Here is a 20,048-nt window from a genome sequence, read left to right as displayed (position 1 = left end):
GTCTATTGCAATGGGACAATGAATTAGCTTGTTACAGTGCAAACATAAGTGGATGACAAGCTGTTTTTTATCTTCGATCCATCTATTTAGGTTACGAAATTACCGCCAACACAGGTGCGGTGAGAAAAATAAATATTACTATAGTGACTAGTAGGTGTCCATTTGAAAACATAGTATTTCATATGATTGGTGAAGGACACTAAAAAATAGCGAATCAACTATCATAACTTTTCTGAAAATATTGCTGAATAGATTTTTTTAAACTTGATTGTTACACGACAAATTTAGGCTCGATGTCGCTCATTTTGTATCTTCGGCTCATCTAATTTAACCGAAAATCCAATGAAATCGTACAGAATTGCATTTTACAGCCTATTGTTTCTAATTACAATAATTTTGTTCTCTTGTTCAAAGAAGGAAAGCCCTAACGAACCGGAAAAACCAGTTATAAAAAGCCCATCGTATAACAAAGTTGTTAAAACAACTTCTATTAATCTTACAACTGGTATTGAAACTCCTGTTTGGCAGATTACCTATAACAATCAAGGCAAAGTGGGTTTTGCACAGTCAAATAATGTGACATTTGCTGTGGAATATAGTTCAGAAGGTCGAATTGCGAAAATTACCAAGACAAGTGGAGGCAGAAGCACGTTGATTACTGTAGATTATGACGCCCGAGGAAATTTGTTTAAACAATATGAAGAGGGGGTAGGGACCACTTACTATGTCTATAATGAAAATAAGGTATTCAGAGCTTATTTTGGCAATAATCCTAGTTCTACCTATAGTGAGTACACTTGGAGCAATGGAAATGCGGTTGAACAGAATTCATTTAGCCAGAATTCATTGCGATCAAGAGTATCAATTCCAACTTTCGATGATAAAATTAATCCTTTCCATGAATTGGAATATTTTATGGTGCCAATTGGAATATTAGGATCACTTTCTAAAAATAATCCAATTACCACGACTGTTTTAAATGCTGATGGAACCACAAGTGTTGCGGCTACCACGTCTTATAGCTATAACGCTTTGGGATCTATTGCAACCGCTCAAGTCACGACAAGTGATGGTACTGTTACAAAAAGTAAGTATTATTATGGAGAGTAAGAATTTTTTTGGATTTTTTGCCAAGAGTGAGTTTTGTTTTCAGCATCTTAAAATTTCATGTTGCTATTTTTAGCTTACGTAAGGTTTATTCTATTTGGAATAGATTTTTTGCCATTATTTGAAAGTAAAGCCATGAGTGTTACAGAAAATGAGAGGCTGAGCAATTGATTTCTTTTGTCCGAACAAAAATTAAAGCTGAATTTGATAACAAAAGAGAAATTTTGGCAATAAAGGAGAACATAGCCAACCTTTAAAGCGGATATCATCAAATAGATGTTTATTTTTTGGATTGGACAAATATCGGTACTGTAGGTTTTATTTTATCTTTTGTAATTAACCAGAGCAAACATACTGATAATAAAATAGAAAATTCCATTATTCTATAATGGAATTTTCTATTTTTGGCGCTATGGAAGAGCAACAAAACGAAAATCAATTGAATATAGAGCTTTCTGAAGAAATTGCAGAAGGAGTTTTTTCTAACCTGGCTATCATTACCCACTCAAATACAGAATTTGTACTGGATTTTATCCGTGTAATGCCGGGTGTGCCAAAAGCGAAGGTAAAATCGAGAATTATCTTGACACCTGAACATACCAAAAGGCTTTTACAGGCTATGATTGATAATGTAGAGAAGTATGAAGCCATTAACGGCCGTATAAAAACCCAAGAAGAGCCTCCAGGCTTTCCGATGAACTTTGGCGGACCAACTGCGCAGGCCTAATCAAGTTAGTTAACTGGCGATTTGCTAATTAGCTAAGTGCTGTGCTAAGAAAGCAATTACTTTTTCGGTTTCAGTCGGTTCAAACCAGGCTGTATCTCCGTCGCGCCTAAACCAGGTAAGCTGGCGTTTAGCAAATCTGCGCGTATTTTGTTTGATCATCGCTACGGCATGTTCCAGATCTGTTTTGCCGTCCAGGTAATCGAATAGCTCTGAGTAGCCAACAGTATTGAGCGCATTATATTGGCGATAGGGGATCAGACTTTTCACCTCTTCCAGTAATCCAGCCTGCATCATTAAATCAACTCTATGGTTGATGCGTTCATATAACAAGGCCCGGTCAGTGTTTAGGCCTATTTTGATCATGTTAAATGGTCTTTGTTTCTTGGTGGAGGTGAGCATTGAACTGAGTTTTTTTCCGGTAGAAAGCACCACTTCCAGGCCTCTGATCATGCGTTGTGGGTTCCATTGGTCTACTTTTTCATAGTATTGGGGATCGAGCTCCTGTAATTGTTTTTTAATGCTTTCTAAGCCTTCATCGGCCAGTTGTTGGTTCAGTTGCTCCCGAATAGCTAGGTCTATTTCTGGCAGTTCGTCTAATCCCTTGCAAATGGCATCGATATAAAGTCCGGAGCCACCAACCATAATCAGTATCTCCTGTTTCTTGAAAAGTTCTTCCATTAATTGAAGCGCCTGCACCTCAAAATCGCCAGTGCTGAAAAGCGTAGCTACCGAATGCGAATCGATAAAATGATGGGGCGCTTCGGCTAGTTCTTCCGCCGAAGGCTTAGCCGTTCCGATATGCATTTCCTTAAAAAATTGGCGCGAATCGGCCGAAATGATTTCGGTATGGTAATGCTTGGCCAATTGAATGGCCAAGGCGGTTTTACCTATGGCGGTTGGCCCTACTACTACAATTAAGGTTTTTTGTGGCATGGGCATACTAATTTTAGATTGTAGAACTGCGATTGTAGATTGAAATTAATGCCTCCTAACTCAAAAATTGGAGGGATTAATCAAATCAATCACCTGTTAATAGTCGTCTTTATCGCCACGACCATAATCCTCTTCGTAGTCGTCGCCACTGGCAAACTCATCGCTTTCATCTTCGTTTTCTTCCTCTTCGTCCTCCTCAACTTCTTCGGCATTGATGCCTCTGCCACCCATTGCTTCCAATTCTTCGGCATCTTCGGGCACAAAATCCAATTCGTTCAAAAAGTCGAAATCGCCTGATGAAGTGCTGGTTGCTGCAAAGCTTCCAATGTTGGTCTTGTCGATAATTTTAGGTGCTTCTCCGGTACTTTTAACCAAAAATGGATATTCGATATTCGGATCATTTTCTAAAATAATCTTGATCAGCTCTACATGAAAATCGTAGGGGCGCTCAAAATTGTAGATGTAATAGAACTTTTGATGCGGATCTTCAATAAAACTGCTCAGTTTTGCATTCTCCATCAGCTTTACGCCATTGTCTATCTTACGCTGGTTAGGCAAGATGGCAATTTCCTCTCCCTTAATCCAGTTGTCTGTACTTACATAAAATGATGATGATTTATCAGCACTGTATCCCGTAGAGCGATGGATTGCCCGGTGTAAATCCTCAAAAGTTTGGGTGGTTTTGATGTCGATTTCTCTCACTATATCGTCAAAATCCTCAAAAGAAATTCTAAATCTATAAATTGCCATTGCGCTGTTCTGTTTCTGTCTGTAAAATTAAGAAATAAAAAATAATTTTAAGAGCCAAAGTCTAGCTCTTTACCTCGCTCAAACCTAATTCTTTGGCTTTCTTTAGCATAAAGTCAAAGGCTTCTTCATAGCTGTTTTTGATTTCGCCTTCTAAAATCGCTTCTCTTATCGCATTTTTAAGCAAACCCACCTCGCGTCCGGCAGCCAATCCAAAAGTTTCCATAATATCGTTGCCAGAGATAGGGGGCTGCCAATTGCGCAGTTGATCCCTTTCCTCTACGTCTTTTAGCTTTTGCTTAACTAACTCAAAGTTGTTGCGGTATTTCTTTACTTTGTATTCGTTTTTAGTCGTTACATCGGCGTTGCAGAGCAACATGAGGCTTTCAATTTCTTCGCCAGCCTCAAAAAGCAAGCGACGGACCGCCGAATCAGTTACTTTTTCCTGAGCCAAAACAATAGGCCTTAAATGGAGCTGAACCAGTTTTTGGACGAACTTCATCTTCTCATTAAGTGGCAATTTAAGCTGTGCAAAGATCTGTGGCACCATACGGGCACCTCTATCTTCGTGGCCATGAAAAGTCCAGCCGTGGCCTTCCTCGAAGCGTTTGGTAGCTGGTTTGGCAATATCGTGTAGAATCGCGGCCCAGCGTAGCCACAAATCGTCTGATGTTTCGCAGATATTGTCTAAAACCTGCAGGGTATGGTAGAAATTGTCCTTATGACCTTTGCCTTTGATGATTTCAACGCCGAATAGATTGGCCATTTGAGGAAAAATAAGCTGCAGCAATCCAGTATCAAATAAATAGTTAAATCCGATGGATGGCTTTTTAGCCAAGATGATCTTATTCAGTTCATCAGTTATTCTTTCCTTTGAAACGATACTGATTCTTTCTTTTTGGCTTTTGATGGCCTGTAAAGCCGTTTCGTCTATGCTAAAGCCTAATTGGGTAGCAAAGCGGATGGCACGCATCATACGCAATGGATCGTCAGAAAAGGTAATTTCCGGATCCAAAGGGGTGCGCATCAGTTTTTGTTCCAAATCGGCCAAGCCCGAAAAGGGATCGATCAAACTGCCGTAATTTTCTGGATTTAAGGAAATGGCCAAGGCATTAATAGTGAAATCCCTGCGCAGCTGGTCATCTTCCAAAGTACCGTTTTCTACAATTGGCTTGCGCGAATTGGCACGGTATGATTCTTTTCTGGCTCCTACAAATTCGATTTCCAAATCGTTGTATTTGAGCATGGCAGTGCCGAAATTTTTAAAAACGGCTACCTTTGTTCCCAATTGCTGCCCTACTTTTTCGGCAAATTCAATTCCGTTGCCCAGCACCACAATATCAATATCTTTTGATGGGCGATTTAGAAAAAGATCACGTACAAAACCGCCAATAACATAAGCTTCTGTTTGGGTTTGCGCCACTGTTTGCGCCAAAACTTTAAATATGGGATTTTGTAGGTGCTCTTGCATAAATATTAGTTTTGTCATTCGGCGCGTAACGAGGAGTCTATTGTTGATAACGGCCCTTCATTTCTCCGGGTGACAAAAGAAAGCAAAATTAATAAAAACTATTGGCGATTACTTTCTTATAAATTCAAATTGGCCCGATGGACCTAATTTTATAATGGTTGAAGGTTTTTTAACCGTTCGGTCTTCTTGCTCCAAATCAACGATCAGGTCAACGGCCGATTTGATTTCCTCACTGATCTGGTCGAAAAACTGAGGCGAAGGCTGGCCGCTGATATTGGCTGAGGTAGAGACGATTGGCTTGCGGAAACGTTGCAACAATTGCTCACAGAAGTCGTGTCTGACAATCCTGATGCCCACGGTACCATCGGCATTGATTACATTCTTGGCCAAATTCTTAGCACCCGAAAATACGATGGTTAAAGGATTTTCTGCATATTCGATCAACTGATAGGCCACATCGGGAATCTCGGTTACATAACTTTGCAACTTGTTGTCGGTGTCTAAAAGCACGATGAGGCTTTTTTCTGCTGCGCGACCTTTAAGCGCGTTTATTTTGGCAACCGCAGCTTCATTGGTGGCATCGCAACCCAAGCCCCAAATGGTGTCTGTTGGATACAGGATGATGCCGCCATCTTTTAAAACGGCTAAAGCCTTATTGATTTCTTCTTTAAGCATGTGAATTCATTTCTGGTATAAATTTACGCCAAAATTCTGGATGATGCTTTAATGGGGCGTGGCAACCAAATGGCAAAGTTTCATTAAGGTGTCGATAAGCCAATTCGGGATGGAATTCTACTGCGAAACATAGCGCTTCCTGCCATTCGGGAATACGAAAATCCGGTTTTATTTTCGGTGCTTCTAAAGACCAAAAAACGTCTTCATTAAAGGCATCTCCTTCGTTAGTTGTATAGGTTTTTAGTACAGAATCTTCCACTTTCTCTAGTACCTGAAGTGCAGTTTGCACCTTGCGGAGCGATAAGCCTCCGTTGCCTACCTTGTTGTAGCGCTGACCGTAAAGCTTGTTTTTCTTGAAAGCCAATTTAATTTGTTGCCAAAAGTTAAATAAGCTATTTCTGTTGAGTTTATCAGGTCTAAACCATGGCGCCCCAATGTAATCGTAATTCTTCTCGCACCACAATTTAAGTTCATCCTTAAAAAGATAAACGTCTGCCTGGTGGATCAAAAGGTAATCAAATAAAGCAAAGGTCTTGTAAAAAGTCTTCGAAAGCAGCAATTGGTTATAGCCCTTAATGCCCTCAAAAAAATGCGTGGCAAAGCGTTTAACTTCGAGTTGTTGCAGTTGTCCAAATGCCTCGTCGATTTGCAATCCTTCTGGGGCTGCAATTACCTGTTTGTGGCCCTGGGTTAACTTTAATCCATTTTCTAAAAAGGCCAATTCTAAAGCATTTGGCGCTTGATATAGCGGGAAAACGACTACACTAGATGCCATAAATTTTAGTTGAGGTATTGCCTGATCACTTCAATGATTTTATAATTTGGTAAGAGCTGCAAACATTTCGGATCTCCATAGATACAGGTATTTTTTACACAAGGCTCGCAGGGAAGTTCGTTAAGCCTTAGGATATGTAGCGTTTCTTTATTGAATGGGGCTGTATTTTGCTCATTTCCAGCGCCAAATAAAACTAAAAGCGGTACATTTAAGCCATTAGCTAAATGAGCGGAACCACTATCTGTACTTAAAACAAAACTAGCACTTGCCATTAAATTGGAGAGTTCCTTTAAGCTTGTCTTTCCTGCGTAGTTGGTTATCTTTTCTTCAAATCCATCCAGCAATTGTTCAACGTATTCCCTTTCTTTTGGGGCACCGATAGCGCCAAACTTGGCATGTGGAAAGCTTGCTACAAGATCCTTGATCACCTCCCGGCCCTTTGCAATAGGCAAGCGCCTGGAAACCGCTTCCGAATTAAAATTAATGAGTAATAAGGGTTCGGTTTTTGGATTGTTATGATGTGCTAGTTCTAGAGGCTTTTGTGGAATGGACAGGTTTGCAAAGCTTTCTAATAAAAAAACGTATTCATATGCCCTGTGCTGTGCAATGGGTCTTTTATAAGTTGATGTAAAGAAAAATGAAGACCAAGTATTTTTAAATCCTATTCTATGCTTTATAAGGGTAGCGGCACTCATTACGGCAGAAGAAAAAGATTCTGGAAGGCAAAAAAGCAAATCAAAATTCTCTTTCCTAAAAGACTTGCCATAACTATAAGCACCACCTAATCCCCGATAATGGCTTTTGGCAAACGAATGAATAACTACCTTGTGTTTGATGAGTTCGGCTATGTCAATTAATTCTTTTTTAATGATTAAGTGAATTTCCGCTTGGGGATAATTTAGGCATAACGCATCTAGAAACGGTATGCCCATTATTAAATCCCCCAACGCATTTGGCATGCGAACCAATATCTTCATGCTATACGGCTACGTTGTTTTCTCTTAGCGCATCGTTTAGAGAAGTCTTTTTATCTGTTGACTCTTTACGCTTGCCAATAATCAAGGCACAAGGTACCTGAAATTCTCCTGCTGGGAATTTTTTGGTGTAAGAACCAGGAATAACTACCGAACGTGTTGGAACAATGCCTTTATATTCAACAGGCTTTTCGCCAGTTACATCAATAATTTTGGTAGAAGCAGTTAATACTACATTTGCACCTAGTACGGCTTCTTTCTCTACGCGAACGCCTTCAACTACGATGGCTCTTGAGCCAATAAAGCAATCGTCTTCAATAATAACCGGTGCAGCTTGTACAGGTTCTAAAACCCCACCGATACCAACGCCGCCACTTAAATGCACGCGCTTGCCAATTTGGGCGCATGAACCTACGGTAGCCCAGGTATCAACCATTGTACCTTCGTCTACATAGGCACCAATATTTACATAAGAAGGCATCATGATTACGCCTTTGGCCAAATAGGCGCCATAGCGGGCAATACCATGAGGCACTACGCGAACACCGGTTTCTTTGTAGTTGGTTTTCAATTCCATCTTGTCATGAAATACAAATGGACCAACTTTGATTTCTTTCATTTCCTTGATTGGGAAATACAGGATTACGGCCTTCTTAATCCATTCGTTAATTCCCCAGCTATTTAAAATAGGCTCTGCAACGCGCAATTCGCCTTTGTCTAATCTTAAAATTACTTCTTCTATCGCTTCGCAATAATTGTTATAGGCTAATAAAGATCTATCTTCCCAAGCGGCTTCTACTAACTTTTTTAATTCTCCAATCATGGTTGTTTCTAATTTTTTACAAAATAAGTCAAATTTTTTATTCTAAATGTAAACTCGCAGTCGTTTGTTGTCTATTTTTGATTTTTTATGCTGTAAAAAAAATGGCTGAATCGTTAGCTAATTGTAGCGTTCAGGTTGTTTAAAACGTAACATACGTTGAGCAGATACACGCTGTGTTTATCAAATTAACATAAATAACCGTATTTTTGTTGACTTGATTGGTATAAATTTCATAACTAAATTAATTCCAAGTGGATAAAAACATTAAAGTGCTGGTAGTTGGAGACATCATGATAGATCACTATATCTATGGCAATTGCACTAGGATATCGCCAGAAGCCCCAGTACAGGTAGTAGAAATCCAAAGGGAAGAATATACTTTAGGCGGCGCAGGCAATGTTTTGAAAAACCTGATCGCTTTTGATTGCGAAGTAGATATTATTTCTGTAGTTGGCGACGATGAGCAGGGGACTAAAGTTTTGAACGAATTGTTAAGCTTTGGCGTTTCAGGTGACGGAATTGTAGTGGATAATACACGTTGTACTACGGTTAAATCAAGGGTAATTGCAGCCCATCACCATTTGATCAGGTTGGATAAGGAAGATCTAACAGAAATAGTGACCTCGATGGAGGCAGAGCTGATCGAAATCTTTAAGAAAAAAGTAGATTCGTTTGATGTGATTGTGATATCCGATTACAACAAAGGACTTTTAACTCCTGGTTTTTTGAGCGAGATCTTTAAAATTTCCGGAGCAAAAAAAATCATGACCATCGTAGATCCGAAGGGAATTGATTTTAACAAATACAAGGGAGCGAGCATCATAAAGCCCAATAAAAAAGAGGCAGCTTTAGCTTGCGGAATTGAAATCAAAAATCATGAAGATCTAAAGGAAGTTTGTAAGTCGATTAAGGAAATAACCGAATGTAATGAGGTTGTGGTTACCTTATCAGAAGATGGAATTGCATTTTATGCAGCAGACAAACTCACCTTAAGTCCAACAAAGGCCTTAGATGTAATTGATGTAACCGGTGCAGGAGATACGGTATTGGCTTCATTAGCAGTTTGTCTAGCCTCAAAAAAATCGATGCTAGAAGCCTGTGATTTCGCGAACCACGCCGCGGCAATTGTAGTGAGCAAAATAGGAAGTGCGGTAACGAGTTATCAAGAAATCAATGAAAAATTTCCAAGCTTATAAATAATGGAAGAACAGGTTAAAGCTCAATTTATTGAACACATCAGTGTTGCCAACCAGTGCCATGATCAATTAGGCGATGTGATTGCAAAGGCAGCTCAAATGATTGTAGAATGCTTGAAAAATGGCAATAAAGTATTGCTATTTGGGAATGGGGGTTCTGCTGCAGATGCACAACACATTGCTGCTGAGTTTACCGGCCGTTTTGTGAAGGAAAGAAAATCTTTGCCCGCCATTGCCTTAACAACCGACACTTCGGCATTAACTGCGATCGGAAATGATTATGGCTTCGAGCGCATATTTGAACGTCAGGTAGAAGGTTTGTCAAATCCTGGTGATGTGCTTATTGGCATTTCTACGAGCGGGAATAGTGAAAATGTAATCAAAGCTTTAAAGCTTGGACAGTTATCGGGTTGTAAAACACTTGGCTTGACAGGAAGAGATGGAGGCGCTATGAACGACTGTTGCGAACTGAATATTATAGTGCCATCTATGGTAACGGCAAGGATCCAAGAGATGCATATTTTGATAGGACATATTATTTGTTCGGCTGTAGATTTGGCCAACTAATTCATGATTATGATTGATAACCTAGAAAAATTGAGCGCACAAAAAATTTGGTCAATCGATCAACTTTCTCAAATTGAAGAATGGAAAAGGGAAGGGGAAAGGATTGTTTTTACCAATGGTTGTTTTGATATTTTACACATTGGCCACCTCAGTTATTTGCTAGCAGCGTCTTCTTTGGGTAGTAAGCTTGTTATCGGATTGAATGCTGATGCTTCCGTGAAAAAGTTGAAAGGCAATGATAGGCCAATTAATCTAGAACAGAATAGGGCCTTAATGCTCGCCGCCTTGAGCTGTGTAGATGCAGTTGTTGTTTTTGAAGAAGAAACACCGTTGCGCCTGATCAAGCAAATACTGCCTGATGTATTAGTTAAGGGTGGCGATTATACAATTGAAACCATCGTGGGCGCAAAAGAAGTACAGGATAATGGAGGCGAAGTGAAAATCGTAAAATTCCTCGACGGTTATTCTACTACCTCGATTATCAATAAAATTAATAGTCTTTAAACCATAATTACCAGTTTGTATTTTTGAACGTTTTATGGAAGAAAAATTACGGATAGATAAATACCTTTGGGCCATCAGGCTGTTCAAAACCCGCAGTTTGGCCACAGGAGCCTGTAAAGCAGGCCGCATAAAGCTAAACGGACAGAACATCAAGCCATCTGCTATTGTAAAGGTAGGTGATGTTTATCAGGTATCTAAAGGAATAGAAAAGAAAGTTATCGAAGTGGTTGACTTATCCTATAACCGTACCGAAGCCAAAATAGCCGTAACCAAGTACAAAGATTTGACCCCAGTTGAAGAAACACATGCCTTTAAATCGGTGTTTCATGCGCCAAACCTCAAACGTGATCGCGGAACAGGCAGGCCAACTAAGAAAGACAGAAGGGAAACAGACGATTTGCTGGACAATTTTTTTGAAGAAGACTAGTTAGAGTCTGAAGTCAAAAGTCTTTAGTCCGTAGTCCATGGTTGATAGTTTATAACTTTCCACTTTTAACCTTCAGCCTTCAACTTTCCACTTTTAACCTTCAACCTTCAACTTTCCACTTTTGACTTTTCACCTTCAACTTTCCACTTTAATCCTAATACCCTCATTCCAAGCTCAAAGGTTGCCGATTGAGCACTCTCAAGCGATAAGCCATCATGGCCGTTTTGCCCAATTTTTGAAGCAATTGGTAATTAGCAACCGCACCTACGGCCGCGCCGACTACAGGAAGCAGCTGTGCCATTTTAGCTAAATCAATATAATCACGGTATTCTTGTTGAAAGGTTTGCCAATCAAACTGGTCGGCACTTTCTGGCAGGATGATCAATTTGTTTTCCCAGTTTTGCATTTGCTTAAATATTCGCTGAGTACCTCTTTTGCTCGAAAAGGCCAATTGAAAGATATGTAGGATGTACAAACGTTCACGGTAATCCCTTACGTCAAAGCCATAAAGAGATGCAATTTCGAAAAGGAGCTTAATCTTAATGCCGATCAGGATCGGAAAATCGGCCATGCTCATTAAAAAGCCTCCAGCACCAGTTATGCCTCCTTCTGCTGCGCCTGTCTTGCTATAAGAATCTATTTTTGATTTCACCAAAGCTTCCCTGTGCAACAAACTCATCTCTAGGTCGGGCATTTTTGCCGTAGTATAGGTCGAGCCAAAAAGAACGGCCTTAACCATTTGCTTAATCGTAACCGTAATGGCGTTGTGCACCTTTTGTGGAATATAGCTGTTGAGCTTTGTTTGTACCTTATTAGCCAAATTGCCCAAAAGAGAAGGCTTTTTCATGAGTTCCAATTCCCAAAACTCCAATTCATACCTTATTTGTTTCTCGTAGTTTTCCATAGCCTTTCGTTTACTTCAAAAATCATTCCTTCAAATGGTTAGACTAAAATCTGAGCAATTATTACAATAAAATATTTGGATGTAAAATATATTAACTATACATTTAGTTGTTAACTAAAAAACTAGTTCTATTGTAAGTAACCATTATGAAAAAAACATTCCTATTATTTTTGATGTCCATTGCCTTATTGGCGGAGATTCATGCCCAAACCATTAAATTTTCCAGTGCAAGTCCTGAAATTGGCAAGCCAATCAGTTTTGAGTATCATCCAAAGGGAGGCACATTGGGTCAGTATGCAACTATCGGATGTCAAGTTAAATCCTTTTCAAATCGAGACAGCTATACCAATAGAGAGATAAAGCTTGTTAAGGTAGGTGATAGCTATAAAGGAGAGTTTACGCCATCTGATTCAACACACTTGGCTCTGTTTGTTTTTTTTGCTGGCGAAAACATAGACGAAAATCCGGCAGGTTATTTTACCAAATTCTATAAAAATGGAACAGCTACGCCAATGAGCCTTTTTGTAGAGGGCTATTTATATGCTGGATTTGGAAACAGATTAGTTAAGCTCAAAACAAACAATGACAAGGCCTTCGATCGATATCAACAAGCCTTTAAAGCAAATCCAGCTTTAAAAGAGCAATACCTCAATGATTTTTTGGTTTCGCAAAACATAATCGACAAAACCAAGGCAACCGAAATGGCAAAACAGTATATTGATATTTATGCCAAACGCGGAACCTCAGAATCGAACCTGACAAAAACGGCATCGATCTATGTTTTTTTAAAAGACAAAGCAAGTGAAGATGCGACCAACAAACTGATAAGACAAAAATACCCAACTGGAGCTTATGCCTTAAAATTTACCTTAGACAGTATTTTTAAGGAAAAAGATGCCTATAAAAAAGAGGCGGCTCTAAAAAAGACAATTGCTGATTTCAAGCTCGACCTCAACAATAAAGCCGATTTTGCTAAGGTTGCAAGCTCTTTCGTGCGCTTAGGAATTGCCTTTGCAAATGTTAAAGACGCTGAAAAAACAATGGAATATATTGAAAAGAGCACGCTAAAGCAACACCGCTCCATGTACTACAATTCCTTTGTTACGAAAAGCATCCAAACTAAGGAGAATTTGGATTTTGCCTTAAAAATTTCAAAAAGGTCATTAGAGGTAATGGAAATGGTAATGAAAGAAGAGATGCCTGACTACTACAAGGAATATTTTTATACCAAAGAAGGCTATTTAAAAAGTCAAAACGATACGTACAATGCTTATAAAAATACCTATGCGGCCTTGCTCGCTGCAGCTGGTAAGGATGCAGAAGCGCTTGCAATGGTAGAAGAGGGCGTAAAACAAAACAACTATGAAAGCATTGAAATGAACGAAAGGTATATAGATCTTTTGATGAAGAGCGGTAAGTCTGAACGAGTGGGTGGCTATATAGAACAATTTGTAAAAGCAGGTACCTCTTCTCCAAAGCTTAAAGAAAACCTCAAAGCGGTTTATAAAGGTTCGATGCCATTTGACGCTTATTACATCGGACTAGAAAAAGAAGCCGCTGCACTAGAAGAAGCCGCACTCGCTAAAGAAATCATCAACGTGCCTGCGCCGGCTTTTTCGTTAACAAATTTAAAAGGCGAAAAGATAAGCTTAGCCAGTTTGAAGGGAAAAACAGTGATTGTAGATTTCTGGGCAACTTGGTGTGGCCCTTGCCTTGCTTCTTTTCCAGGGATGCAATTGGCAGTTAATAAGTATAAGGACGACCCGAGTGTGGTGTTCCTATTTGTGAATACCTGGCAACGAGAAGACGATAGGGAAAAGGAAGTGAAAGACTGGCTGGCCACAAAAACGTATACGTTCAACATCTTATTTGATTCGAGAAGCAAAGATAATCCATCGGAGTTTGACGTAGTTGATGCGTACAAAGTGCCAGGCATTCCTACCAAATTTGTGATTGACGGAAAAGGCAATATCCGCTTTAAAAAAGTAGGAGCTCCCGAAACAGAAACGGGAATCGTCAATGAAATAGACAGGATGATTGCATTGGTTAAAGACAGCAAATGATAGCTTCTTAATTTCCTGATCCTTAGATAAAAAAAGCAATAGAAATATTGCTTTTTTTGTTGTTGCCTAAATTTTAAAGAGGCAATCTTCATCTTAGTGTAAAGTATACACTGATTTCTTTCTTTTCAGGCCATAAAATTGCCATGCTACATTGCTTAGGGCATATGACCTGAATTTCAACTTCATTATAACTTCATAAATCTGTAGTTATTTCGGCCATTAATAACCAGATAGGGTGCACTAGTTTATCGAAACAAGCTGGCGGAGTTGCTAAATACAGAAAGCCAATTTCATAGATGGATTGCCCTACAAATTAGAAGAAAACAAATCAGAAAAACTAGTTAACACAATGAAAAGAAACATCATATGCCTCGCCTTGAGTGCTTTGATTTACGTAACAGGCTGTACGTCAAAAAAAGAAGAGAAAGAAGAAGTAGTTACCTGTGCAGTTACCTCTCCTCTACAAATCGACACCTCATTTACCAAAGAGTATGTTTCGCAGATCAAATCTGTTCGAAACATCGAAGTTAGAGCCCAAGAAAAAGGCTATCTGCAAAACATTTATGTTGATGAAGGCCAGCATGTACGTGCCGGACAGTTGTTGTTCAGGATTATGCCTAAATTATTTCAGGCCGAAGTGCTAAAGGCACAGGCAGAAAAACAAGCGGCCGAAATAGAGCTTCAAAATACAAAGCTGCTAACCGATAAAAACGTTGTTTCGCAAAACGAACTGGCTATGGCCAAAGCAAAGCTGCAAGCTGCAAATGCAGAAACATCGCTGGCTAAGCTTCATTTGTCGTTTACCGAAATCAGGGCACCATTTGATGGTACTATTGATCGTATTCCTCTAAAACTGGGCAGCTTGGTTGATGAAGGCGCATTGCTGACCAGCCTTTCCGATAACAGCCAGGTTTTTGCCTACTTCAACGTATCAGAGCCAGAATATTTGAGCTATCAGTCGTCGGCAAAAGCAAAAGTTACGCAAGATGTAGGCCTGCTCTTGGCCAATAACCAATTATTGAAATCAAAAGGCAAGGTAGAAGTTATCGAAAGCGAATTTGATAACGAAACCGGAAACATTGCTTTCAGGGCGAGGTTTAACAACGCCGACAACTTGTTGAGAAACGGCGAAACAGGCAAGATCCAAATGGTGGTGCCAATTAAAAATTCCTTGGTCATTCCTCAAAAAGCAACTTATGATGTACAGGACAAAACTTATGTTTTTGTAGTGGATAGCCGAAATGTGGTACACTCTAGGGCCATTACCATAGCTGGTGAGCTGCCCGATTTGTATATCATTGCCGACGGCCTAAAAACCGGCGATAAGATATTGCTTGAAGGTGTTCAGAAAGTAAAAGACGACGATAAGATCACCTATAAATTCCAGGATCCGAAACAGGTAGTTAATCAATTAAGATTAAAAGCCGAATAATTAATCCCTAAAACTTGATCTTATGTTTGGTAAATTCATACAAAGGCCAGTCCTTTCTATAGTTATATCTCTTATCATTGTGTTTTTGGGCGCGCTGGCAATTTCCTACCTGCCCGTAACACAATTTCCTTCTATTTCGCCACCAAAGGTGAACATTACTGCCGAATACCCCGGTGCCAATAACGAATTGCTGATCAAGTCGGTAATTATTCCGTTGGAGCGTGCGCTTAATGGGGTGCCGGGAATGAAATACATGACTTCTGATGCGGGTAACGATGGAGAAGCCAGTGTACAGGTGATCTTTAATCTGGGTACCGATCCCAACCAGGCATCGCTTAACGTACAAAACCGTGTGGCGGCCGTAACCAACAAGCTACCGCCATTGGTAGTGCGCGAAGGCGTAAAAATTACCCGTGAAGAATCAAACATGTTGCTGTACATCAACTTATATAGCAATGATTCAAAAATAGACCAGAAATTCCTTTACAATTTTGCGGATATCAACTTACTATCGGAACTTAAAAGGGTTGATGGCGTAGGTTTTGCCGATATTTTGGGCGATCGCGATTATGCCATGCGGATTTGGCTCAAACCAGACCGTATGCAGGCCTACAAAATTTCTGCAGACGAGGTAATGAAGGCCTTGGATGAACAGAGTTTAGAAGCATCGCCAGGCAAAACCGGCGAAAGTTCTGGTAAACGCTCACAGGCTTTTGAATATGTACTGAAATATTCTGGCCGATTTACTACCGAAAAAGAATATGGCGATATCGTTTTACGCGCCAATCCAAACGGCGAATTGTTGCATCTTAGAGATGTAGCAACCATCGAATTTGGAAGTTCTGCCTATAATTTATATTCCAACCTTAACGGAAAAGCTTCTGCAGCTATTGTATTGAAACAGTCTTATGGCAGCAATGCAAGCCAGGTAATCAAAGATGTAAAGGCCAAAATGGCCGAGATTAAGGAAAGCTCTTTTCCAAAAGGCCTGGATTACGAAATCAGCTACGATGTTTCTAAGTTTCTTGATGCCTCGATCGAAAAAGTAATCCACACCTTGATAGAGGCATTTATTTTGGTAGGCTTGGTGGTTTTCTTGTTTCTGGGGGATTGGCGTTCTACATTAATCCCAATCATTGCTGTACCGGTATCGCTTATCGGAACCTTTGCCTTTATGCAGTTTTTTGGCATCACGCTAAACCTGATTACCTTGTTTGCCTTGGTGCTGGCTATCGGGGTGGTGGTAGATAATGCCATCGTAGTAATTGAGGCGGTACATGCCAAAATGGAACATGACAAGCGTCTGTCAGCCTTAAGAGCAACGCAGCTCGCCATGAAGGAAATTAGCGGGGCTATCATTGCCATTACTTTCGTTATGGCCTCTGTGTTTATTCCGGTAGCCTTTATGTCGGGGCCAGTAGGTATTTTCTATAGGCAGTTTTCCATTACCATGGCAACCGCTATTATCCTATCGGGTATTGTTGCGCTTACGCTTACGCCTGCATTGTGTGCCATTATGTTAAAAAACAGCCATGGCAAACCTAAAAAGAAAAGTGTGGTTGATAAGGTTTTGGATGGTTTTAACAATTGGTTTGGCCGATTAACAGGCAGGTACCAAAATGTATTGAACAAATTGGTAAGCCGTAGGGCTGTTACGTTTGGTGCATTGATCGTTTTCTGTGTAAGTATCTGGTTGTTAAATGGTTCTGTACCTTCAGGTTTTATCCCTAACGAAGACCAAGGGATGGTTTATGCCATTATCCAAACCCCGGCAGGCTCTACTTTGGAGCGTACCAATCAGGTGGCCGAAAAACTCCAAACGATCTGTAAAAGCATTGAAGGGGTGCAGTCGGTGTCGTCGTTGGCGGGTTACGAAATTCTAACGGAAGGTACCGGTTCCAATTCAGGAACATGTTTAATTAACTTAAAGGATTGGAGCCAAAGGAAAAATTCTGCCTTGGATGTAATTGATGAACTAGAGAAAAAGACAAAGGATATCCCGGGTGCCACGCTTGAGTTTTTTCAGCCACCAGCAGTGCCGGGCTATGGCGCGGCGGGCGGCTTCGAACTCCGTTTGTTGGATAAAGCCGGTAGTGGCGATTACAAAAAGATGGAAACGGTAAGTAACGACTTTGTAAAACAACTGAATAAGCGCCCTGAACTTTCGTCTGTATTTAGTTTCTATAGTGCGAGTTTCCCACAGTATATGTTGCACATAGACAACGACCTTGCACAGCAAAAAGGCGTAACCATCGACAATGCGATGAACACGCTTTCCACCTTTGTGGGCAGTAATTACGAAACCAGTTTCATCAAGTACGACCGCCAGTATAAGGTAATGGTACAGGCCTTGCCGCAATACCGTGCCTTGCCGGAAGACATTTTAAAGTTGTCGGTTAAAAACGACCGGGATGAAATGGTGCCTTTTTCTGCCTTTATGAAAATGGAAAAAGTGTATGGCCTCTCGGAGATCACCCGACATAACCTTTCCAATTCTTCGGAGATCAGCGGACAGTCAGGTGATGGCTATAGCTCGGGCCAAGCCATCAATGCCATTAAAGAAGTGGCGCAAAAAACCTTGCCAAGAGGTTTTGGCATCGATTGGGCAGGTATTTCCAAAGATGAGGTATCTCGCGGCAACGAAGCCATCTATATCTTTTTAATTTGTTTGGGTTTTGTGTATCTGATTTTGGCGTCCCAATATGAAAGCTTTGTATTGCCTTTGGCCGTAATCCTTTCGTTGCCAGCCGGTATTTTTGGTACTTATTTGTTCCTTAAATTATTTGGATTGGAAAACAATATCTATGCGCAGGCAGCCATGGTGATGCTCATTGGTTTATTGGGTAAAAATGCAGTGCTGATTGTAGAATTCGCATCTCAACGCCATAGTCAGGGTGCTTCGGTAATGAAAGCCGCCATAGAATCGGCTACAGTAAGGTTTCGCCCAATTTTGATGACCTCATTTGCCTTTATTGCCGGCTTGATCCCTTTGATGATGGCCACCGGTCCCGGAAAAATCGGCAACAGAACCATCGGCTCTGCAGCTGCTGGAGGAATGTTGATAGGTACCTTGTTCGGTGTAATATTGATACCTGGACTGTACTATGTTTTTGCCAAGATAGCCGAGAAACACAAGCTGATCAAAATCGAAGAAGAACTTCCGTTAACCGAAGAAATTGAAGACAATGTTTAAGAGTAATATTTACAAAGGCCTTGGTTTGGGTTTGGTATGCGTTGCATATACAGCCTGTAAAGTTCCCGAGGTGGCACAACGTGCCGAAAATAAAAATGTGCCTGCAACTTTTAATGCTTCTGCTGATACATTGAATAGCGCAAATATACAGTGGCGCAAGTTTTTTACAGATCCTGATTTGGCTAACCTGATTGATACGGCATTAAAAAACAACCAGGAATTGAACATTACTTTGCAGGAAATTGAAATTGCAAAGAATGAGGTCAGGGCAAAAAAAGGCGAACTTTTGCCTAGCGTAAGTTATGGTGTTGGGGCTGGTTTGGAAAAAGTTGGCCGCTATACGAGTTCTGGCGCAGGCGATGCCTCAACAGAAATTACCCCTGGAAAAGAAGTGCCAGAGGTATTGCCAGATTATAAGTTTGGCTTACAGGCCGATTGGGAGGTAGACATTTGGCACAAGCTCCGCAACTCGAAGAAAGCAGCTGTTACCCGTTATTTGTCAACCGTTGAAGGCAAAAACTTTGTGGTAACCAATTTGGTGGCAGAAGTAGCCAATTCTTATTACGAGTTACTGGCTTTGGATAACCAGCTGGATATTGTGAAAAAGAATATCGCTTTGCAAAACAACGCGCTAGAGTTGATGAAAATCCAAAAACAAGCTAGCCGTGTAACTGAGCTTGCCGTAAGGAAATTTGAAGCTGAAGTGTTGAACTCAAAAAGCATGGAGTTTGATATCCAAAAGGATATTACCACCACTGAAAATAAAATCAACTTTTTATTGGGCAGGTTTCCGCAACCTATCCCAAGGAGCAAAACCAGTTTTACCGAGCTTGTTCCGCCAAGTGTTCAAGAGGGAATTCCATCGCAACTGTTGGCCAATCGGCCTGATATTAAACAGGCAGAGTTAGACCTAGCTGCGGCAAAATTGGATGTTAAAGTAGCTAAAACCAAGTTTTATCCTTCGTTAGGCATTTCTGCATCCATAGGATATCAAGCTTTTAATCCATCTTATTTGTTAAAAACGCCAGAATCCATATTCTATTCGCTGGCAGCCGATTTGGCCGGACCGCTAATTAATAAAAATGCCATTAAAGCAGATTACTTGACCGCCAACGCGAAGCAATTGCAGGCTGTTTACAATTATGAACGTAGCATTTTGAATGGTTACATTGAAGTGGCCAATCAATTGTCGAATATTAACAACCTGCAAAAAAGCTATGATCTCAAAGCCAAACAGGCAAAGGCGCTCACCGAATCGATAGACATATCGAATGATTTGTTCAAATCGGCCAGAGCAGATTATTTTGAAGTATTAATGACCCAACGCGATGCATTGGAATCGAAATTAGAACTGATCGAGACCAAAAAGCAGCAGCTAAACGCAGTGGTTAATATTTACCAAGCTCTAGGTGGGGGCTGGAATTAAGAGAAGGTCAATTTCAAACTAGGCAATTATTGCCGTCATTTTTATGGCGTTGTGATTAACGCAGAAGGATATTCTTCGAAAGGGTTTATTTTTCTGTCTTGATC

At 40.4% G+C, this 20,048-nt stretch carries 18 protein-coding genes; 10 read left to right on the top strand and 8 right to left on the bottom strand.

Translation table 11 applies throughout. The annotated features are described in order from the left end of the window. Nucleotides 1–342 precede the first annotated feature (342 nt). Together AC570H_RS12245 and AC570H_RS12240 are read left to right on the top strand one after the other, a co-directional pair. Nucleotides 343–1,110, top strand: coding sequence for a hypothetical protein (locus AC570H_RS12245; protein ID WP_497355185.1), 768 nt, complete (start codon nt 343–345; stop codon nt 1,108–1,110). 409 nt (nt 1,111–1,519) lie between these two features. Next, on the top strand, nt 1,520–1,834 hold the full coding sequence (locus tag AC570H_RS12240; RefSeq protein ID WP_497359151.1) for a DUF3467 domain-containing protein: 315 nt from the start codon (nt 1,520–1,522) through the stop codon (nt 1,832–1,834). 24 nt (nt 1,835–1,858) lie between these two features. On the opposite strand, the gene miaA is transcribed toward AC570H_RS12240, so the two are convergent. The 7 genes from miaA to AC570H_RS12205 all read right to left on the bottom strand — a co-directional run bounded on the left by miaA (nt 1,859) and on the right by AC570H_RS12205 (nt 8,232). After that, entirely contained in the window at nt 1,859–2,767 is a 909-nt protein-coding gene (gene miaA, locus AC570H_RS12235; protein WP_497355183.1) for a tRNA (adenosine(37)-N6)-dimethylallyltransferase MiaA, read from the bottom strand. Between the two features lie 96 nt (nt 2,768–2,863). Next, nucleotides 2,864–3,517 (bottom strand): IS1096 element passenger TnpR family protein, encoded by a 654-nt coding sequence (locus AC570H_RS12230; protein ID WP_497355181.1) that lies wholly within the window; start codon nt 3,515–3,517, stop codon nt 2,864–2,866. A gap of 61 nt (nt 3,518–3,578) precedes the next feature. Next, entirely contained in the window at nt 3,579–4,985 is a 1,407-nt protein-coding gene (locus tag AC570H_RS12225; RefSeq protein WP_497355179.1) for a CCA tRNA nucleotidyltransferase, read from the bottom strand. A 108-nt stretch (nt 4,986–5,093) separates the two neighbouring features. Next, on the bottom strand, nt 5,094–5,660 hold the full coding sequence (locus AC570H_RS12220; RefSeq protein WP_497355177.1) for an L-threonylcarbamoyladenylate synthase: 567 nt from the start codon (nt 5,658–5,660) through the stop codon (nt 5,094–5,096). Then, complete coding sequence (locus tag AC570H_RS12215; protein WP_497355175.1) at nt 5,653–6,435, bottom strand: DUF5672 family protein; 783 nt, start codon at nt 6,433–6,435, stop codon at nt 5,653–5,655. Before AC570H_RS12215 ends, AC570H_RS12220 begins: the two co-directional genes overlap by 8 nt. A 5-nt stretch (nt 6,436–6,440) precedes the next feature. Next, a complete protein-coding gene (locus AC570H_RS12210; RefSeq protein ID WP_497355173.1) occupies nt 6,441–7,412 on the bottom strand; it encodes a glycosyltransferase family 9 protein in 972 nt (323 codons plus the stop codon). A gap of 1 nt (nt 7,413) precedes the next feature. Beyond that, entirely contained in the window at nt 7,414–8,232 is an 819-nt protein-coding gene (locus tag AC570H_RS12205; RefSeq protein ID WP_497355171.1) for a 2,3,4,5-tetrahydropyridine-2,6-dicarboxylate N-succinyltransferase, read from the bottom strand. Between the two features lie 251 nt (nt 8,233–8,483). On the opposite strand from AC570H_RS12205, the gene rfaE1 reads away from it, so the two are divergent. Genes rfaE1 through AC570H_RS12185 form a run of 4 tightly spaced genes read left to right on the top strand, consistent with a single transcriptional unit; the run spans nt 8,484 to nt 10,926 of the window. Continuing rightward, a complete protein-coding gene (gene rfaE1, locus AC570H_RS12200) occupies nt 8,484–9,428 on the top strand; it encodes a D-glycero-beta-D-manno-heptose-7-phosphate kinase (RefSeq protein ID WP_497355169.1) in 945 nt (314 codons plus the stop codon). Nucleotides 9,429–9,431: 3 nt separating this feature from the next. Further along, entirely contained in the window at nt 9,432–9,995 is a 564-nt protein-coding gene (locus tag AC570H_RS12195; protein ID WP_497355167.1) for a D-sedoheptulose 7-phosphate isomerase, read from the top strand. 9 nt (nt 9,996–10,004) lie between these two features. Continuing rightward, the gene (rfaE2, locus tag AC570H_RS12190; RefSeq protein ID WP_497355165.1) at nt 10,005–10,499 is read left to right on the top strand and encodes a D-glycero-beta-D-manno-heptose 1-phosphate adenylyltransferase; all 495 of its coding nucleotides are present in this window, start codon (nt 10,005–10,007) and stop codon (nt 10,497–10,499) included. A gap of 34 nt (nt 10,500–10,533) precedes the next feature. Beyond that, nucleotides 10,534–10,926, top strand: coding sequence for an RNA-binding S4 domain-containing protein (locus AC570H_RS12185; protein WP_497355163.1), 393 nt, complete (start codon nt 10,534–10,536; stop codon nt 10,924–10,926). A gap of 163 nt (nt 10,927–11,089) precedes the next feature. Here the strand turns inward: AC570H_RS12185 and AC570H_RS12180 are convergent, their stop codons facing one another. After that, nucleotides 11,090–11,830 (bottom strand): EcsC family protein, encoded by a 741-nt coding sequence (locus AC570H_RS12180; protein WP_497355161.1) that lies wholly within the window; start codon nt 11,828–11,830, stop codon nt 11,090–11,092. Nucleotides 11,831–11,976: 146 nt separating this feature from the next. Between AC570H_RS12180 and AC570H_RS12175 the strand changes: the two genes are divergently transcribed. From AC570H_RS12175 to AC570H_RS12160, 4 genes are all read left to right on the top strand, one after another. Beyond that, nucleotides 11,977–13,893, top strand: a complete 1,917-nt coding sequence (locus AC570H_RS12175) for a TlpA family protein disulfide reductase (protein WP_497355159.1) — start codon at nt 11,977–11,979, stop codon at nt 13,891–13,893. A 349-nt stretch (nt 13,894–14,242) separates the two neighbouring features. Beyond that, nucleotides 14,243–15,325, top strand: a complete 1,083-nt coding sequence (locus AC570H_RS12170; RefSeq protein WP_497355157.1) for an efflux RND transporter periplasmic adaptor subunit — start codon at nt 14,243–14,245, stop codon at nt 15,323–15,325. A gap of 22 nt (nt 15,326–15,347) precedes the next feature. Continuing rightward, nucleotides 15,348–18,518, top strand: a complete 3,171-nt coding sequence (locus AC570H_RS12165; protein WP_497355155.1) for an efflux RND transporter permease subunit — start codon at nt 15,348–15,350, stop codon at nt 18,516–18,518. Beyond that, nucleotides 18,511–19,944 (top strand): TolC family protein, encoded by a 1,434-nt coding sequence (locus AC570H_RS12160; RefSeq protein WP_497355153.1) that lies wholly within the window; start codon nt 18,511–18,513, stop codon nt 19,942–19,944. Before AC570H_RS12165 ends, AC570H_RS12160 begins: the two co-directional genes overlap by 8 nt. The last annotated feature ends 104 nt before the right edge of the window (nt 19,945–20,048 follow it).

The sequence above is a fragment of the Pedobacter sp. B4419 genome (genome assembly GCF_059693725.1).
The sequence above is the reverse complement of the archived record's forward strand: the minus strand, read 5'-3'. Positions and strand labels throughout refer to the sequence as shown.

Coding starts and splice junctions, on each gene's coding strand:
- AC570H_RS12245 (WP_497355185.1), top strand. CDS start 343: ATGAAATCGTACAGAATTGCATTTTACAGCCTATTGTTTCTAATTACA.
- AC570H_RS12240 (WP_497359151.1), top strand. CDS start 1,520: ATGGAAGAGCAACAAAACGAAAATCAATTGAATATAGAGCTTTCTGAA.
- miaA (WP_497355183.1), bottom strand. CDS start 2,767: ATGCCACAAAAAACCTTAATTGTAGTAGTAGGGCCAACCGCCATAGGT.
- AC570H_RS12230 (WP_497355181.1), bottom strand. CDS start 3,517: ATGGCAATTTATAGATTTAGAATTTCTTTTGAGGATTTTGACGATATA.
- AC570H_RS12225 (WP_497355179.1), bottom strand. CDS start 4,985: ATGCAAGAGCACCTACAAAATCCCATATTTAAAGTTTTGGCGCAAACA.
- AC570H_RS12220 (WP_497355177.1), bottom strand. CDS start 5,660: ATGCTTAAAGAAGAAATCAATAAGGCTTTAGCCGTTTTAAAAGATGGC.
- AC570H_RS12215 (WP_497355175.1), bottom strand. CDS start 6,435: ATGGCATCTAGTGTAGTCGTTTTCCCGCTATATCAAGCGCCAAATGCT.
- AC570H_RS12210 (WP_497355173.1), bottom strand. CDS start 7,412: ATGAAGATATTGGTTCGCATGCCAAATGCGTTGGGGGATTTAATAATG.
- AC570H_RS12205 (WP_497355171.1), bottom strand. CDS start 8,232: ATGATTGGAGAATTAAAAAAGTTAGTAGAAGCCGCTTGGGAAGATAGA.
- AC570H_RS12195 (WP_497355167.1), top strand. CDS start 9,432: ATGGAAGAACAGGTTAAAGCTCAATTTATTGAACACATCAGTGTTGCC.
- rfaE2 (WP_497355165.1), top strand. CDS start 10,005: ATGATTGATAACCTAGAAAAATTGAGCGCACAAAAAATTTGGTCAATC.
- AC570H_RS12185 (WP_497355163.1), top strand. CDS start 10,534: ATGGAAGAAAAATTACGGATAGATAAATACCTTTGGGCCATCAGGCTG.
- AC570H_RS12180 (WP_497355161.1), bottom strand. CDS start 11,830: ATGGAAAACTACGAGAAACAAATAAGGTATGAATTGGAGTTTTGGGAA.
- AC570H_RS12175 (WP_497355159.1), top strand. CDS start 11,977: ATGAAAAAAACATTCCTATTATTTTTGATGTCCATTGCCTTATTGGCG.
- AC570H_RS12170 (WP_497355157.1), top strand. CDS start 14,243: ATGAAAAGAAACATCATATGCCTCGCCTTGAGTGCTTTGATTTACGTA.
- AC570H_RS12165 (WP_497355155.1), top strand. CDS start 15,348: ATGTTTGGTAAATTCATACAAAGGCCAGTCCTTTCTATAGTTATATCT.
- AC570H_RS12160 (WP_497355153.1), top strand. CDS start 18,511: ATGTTTAAGAGTAATATTTACAAAGGCCTTGGTTTGGGTTTGGTATGC.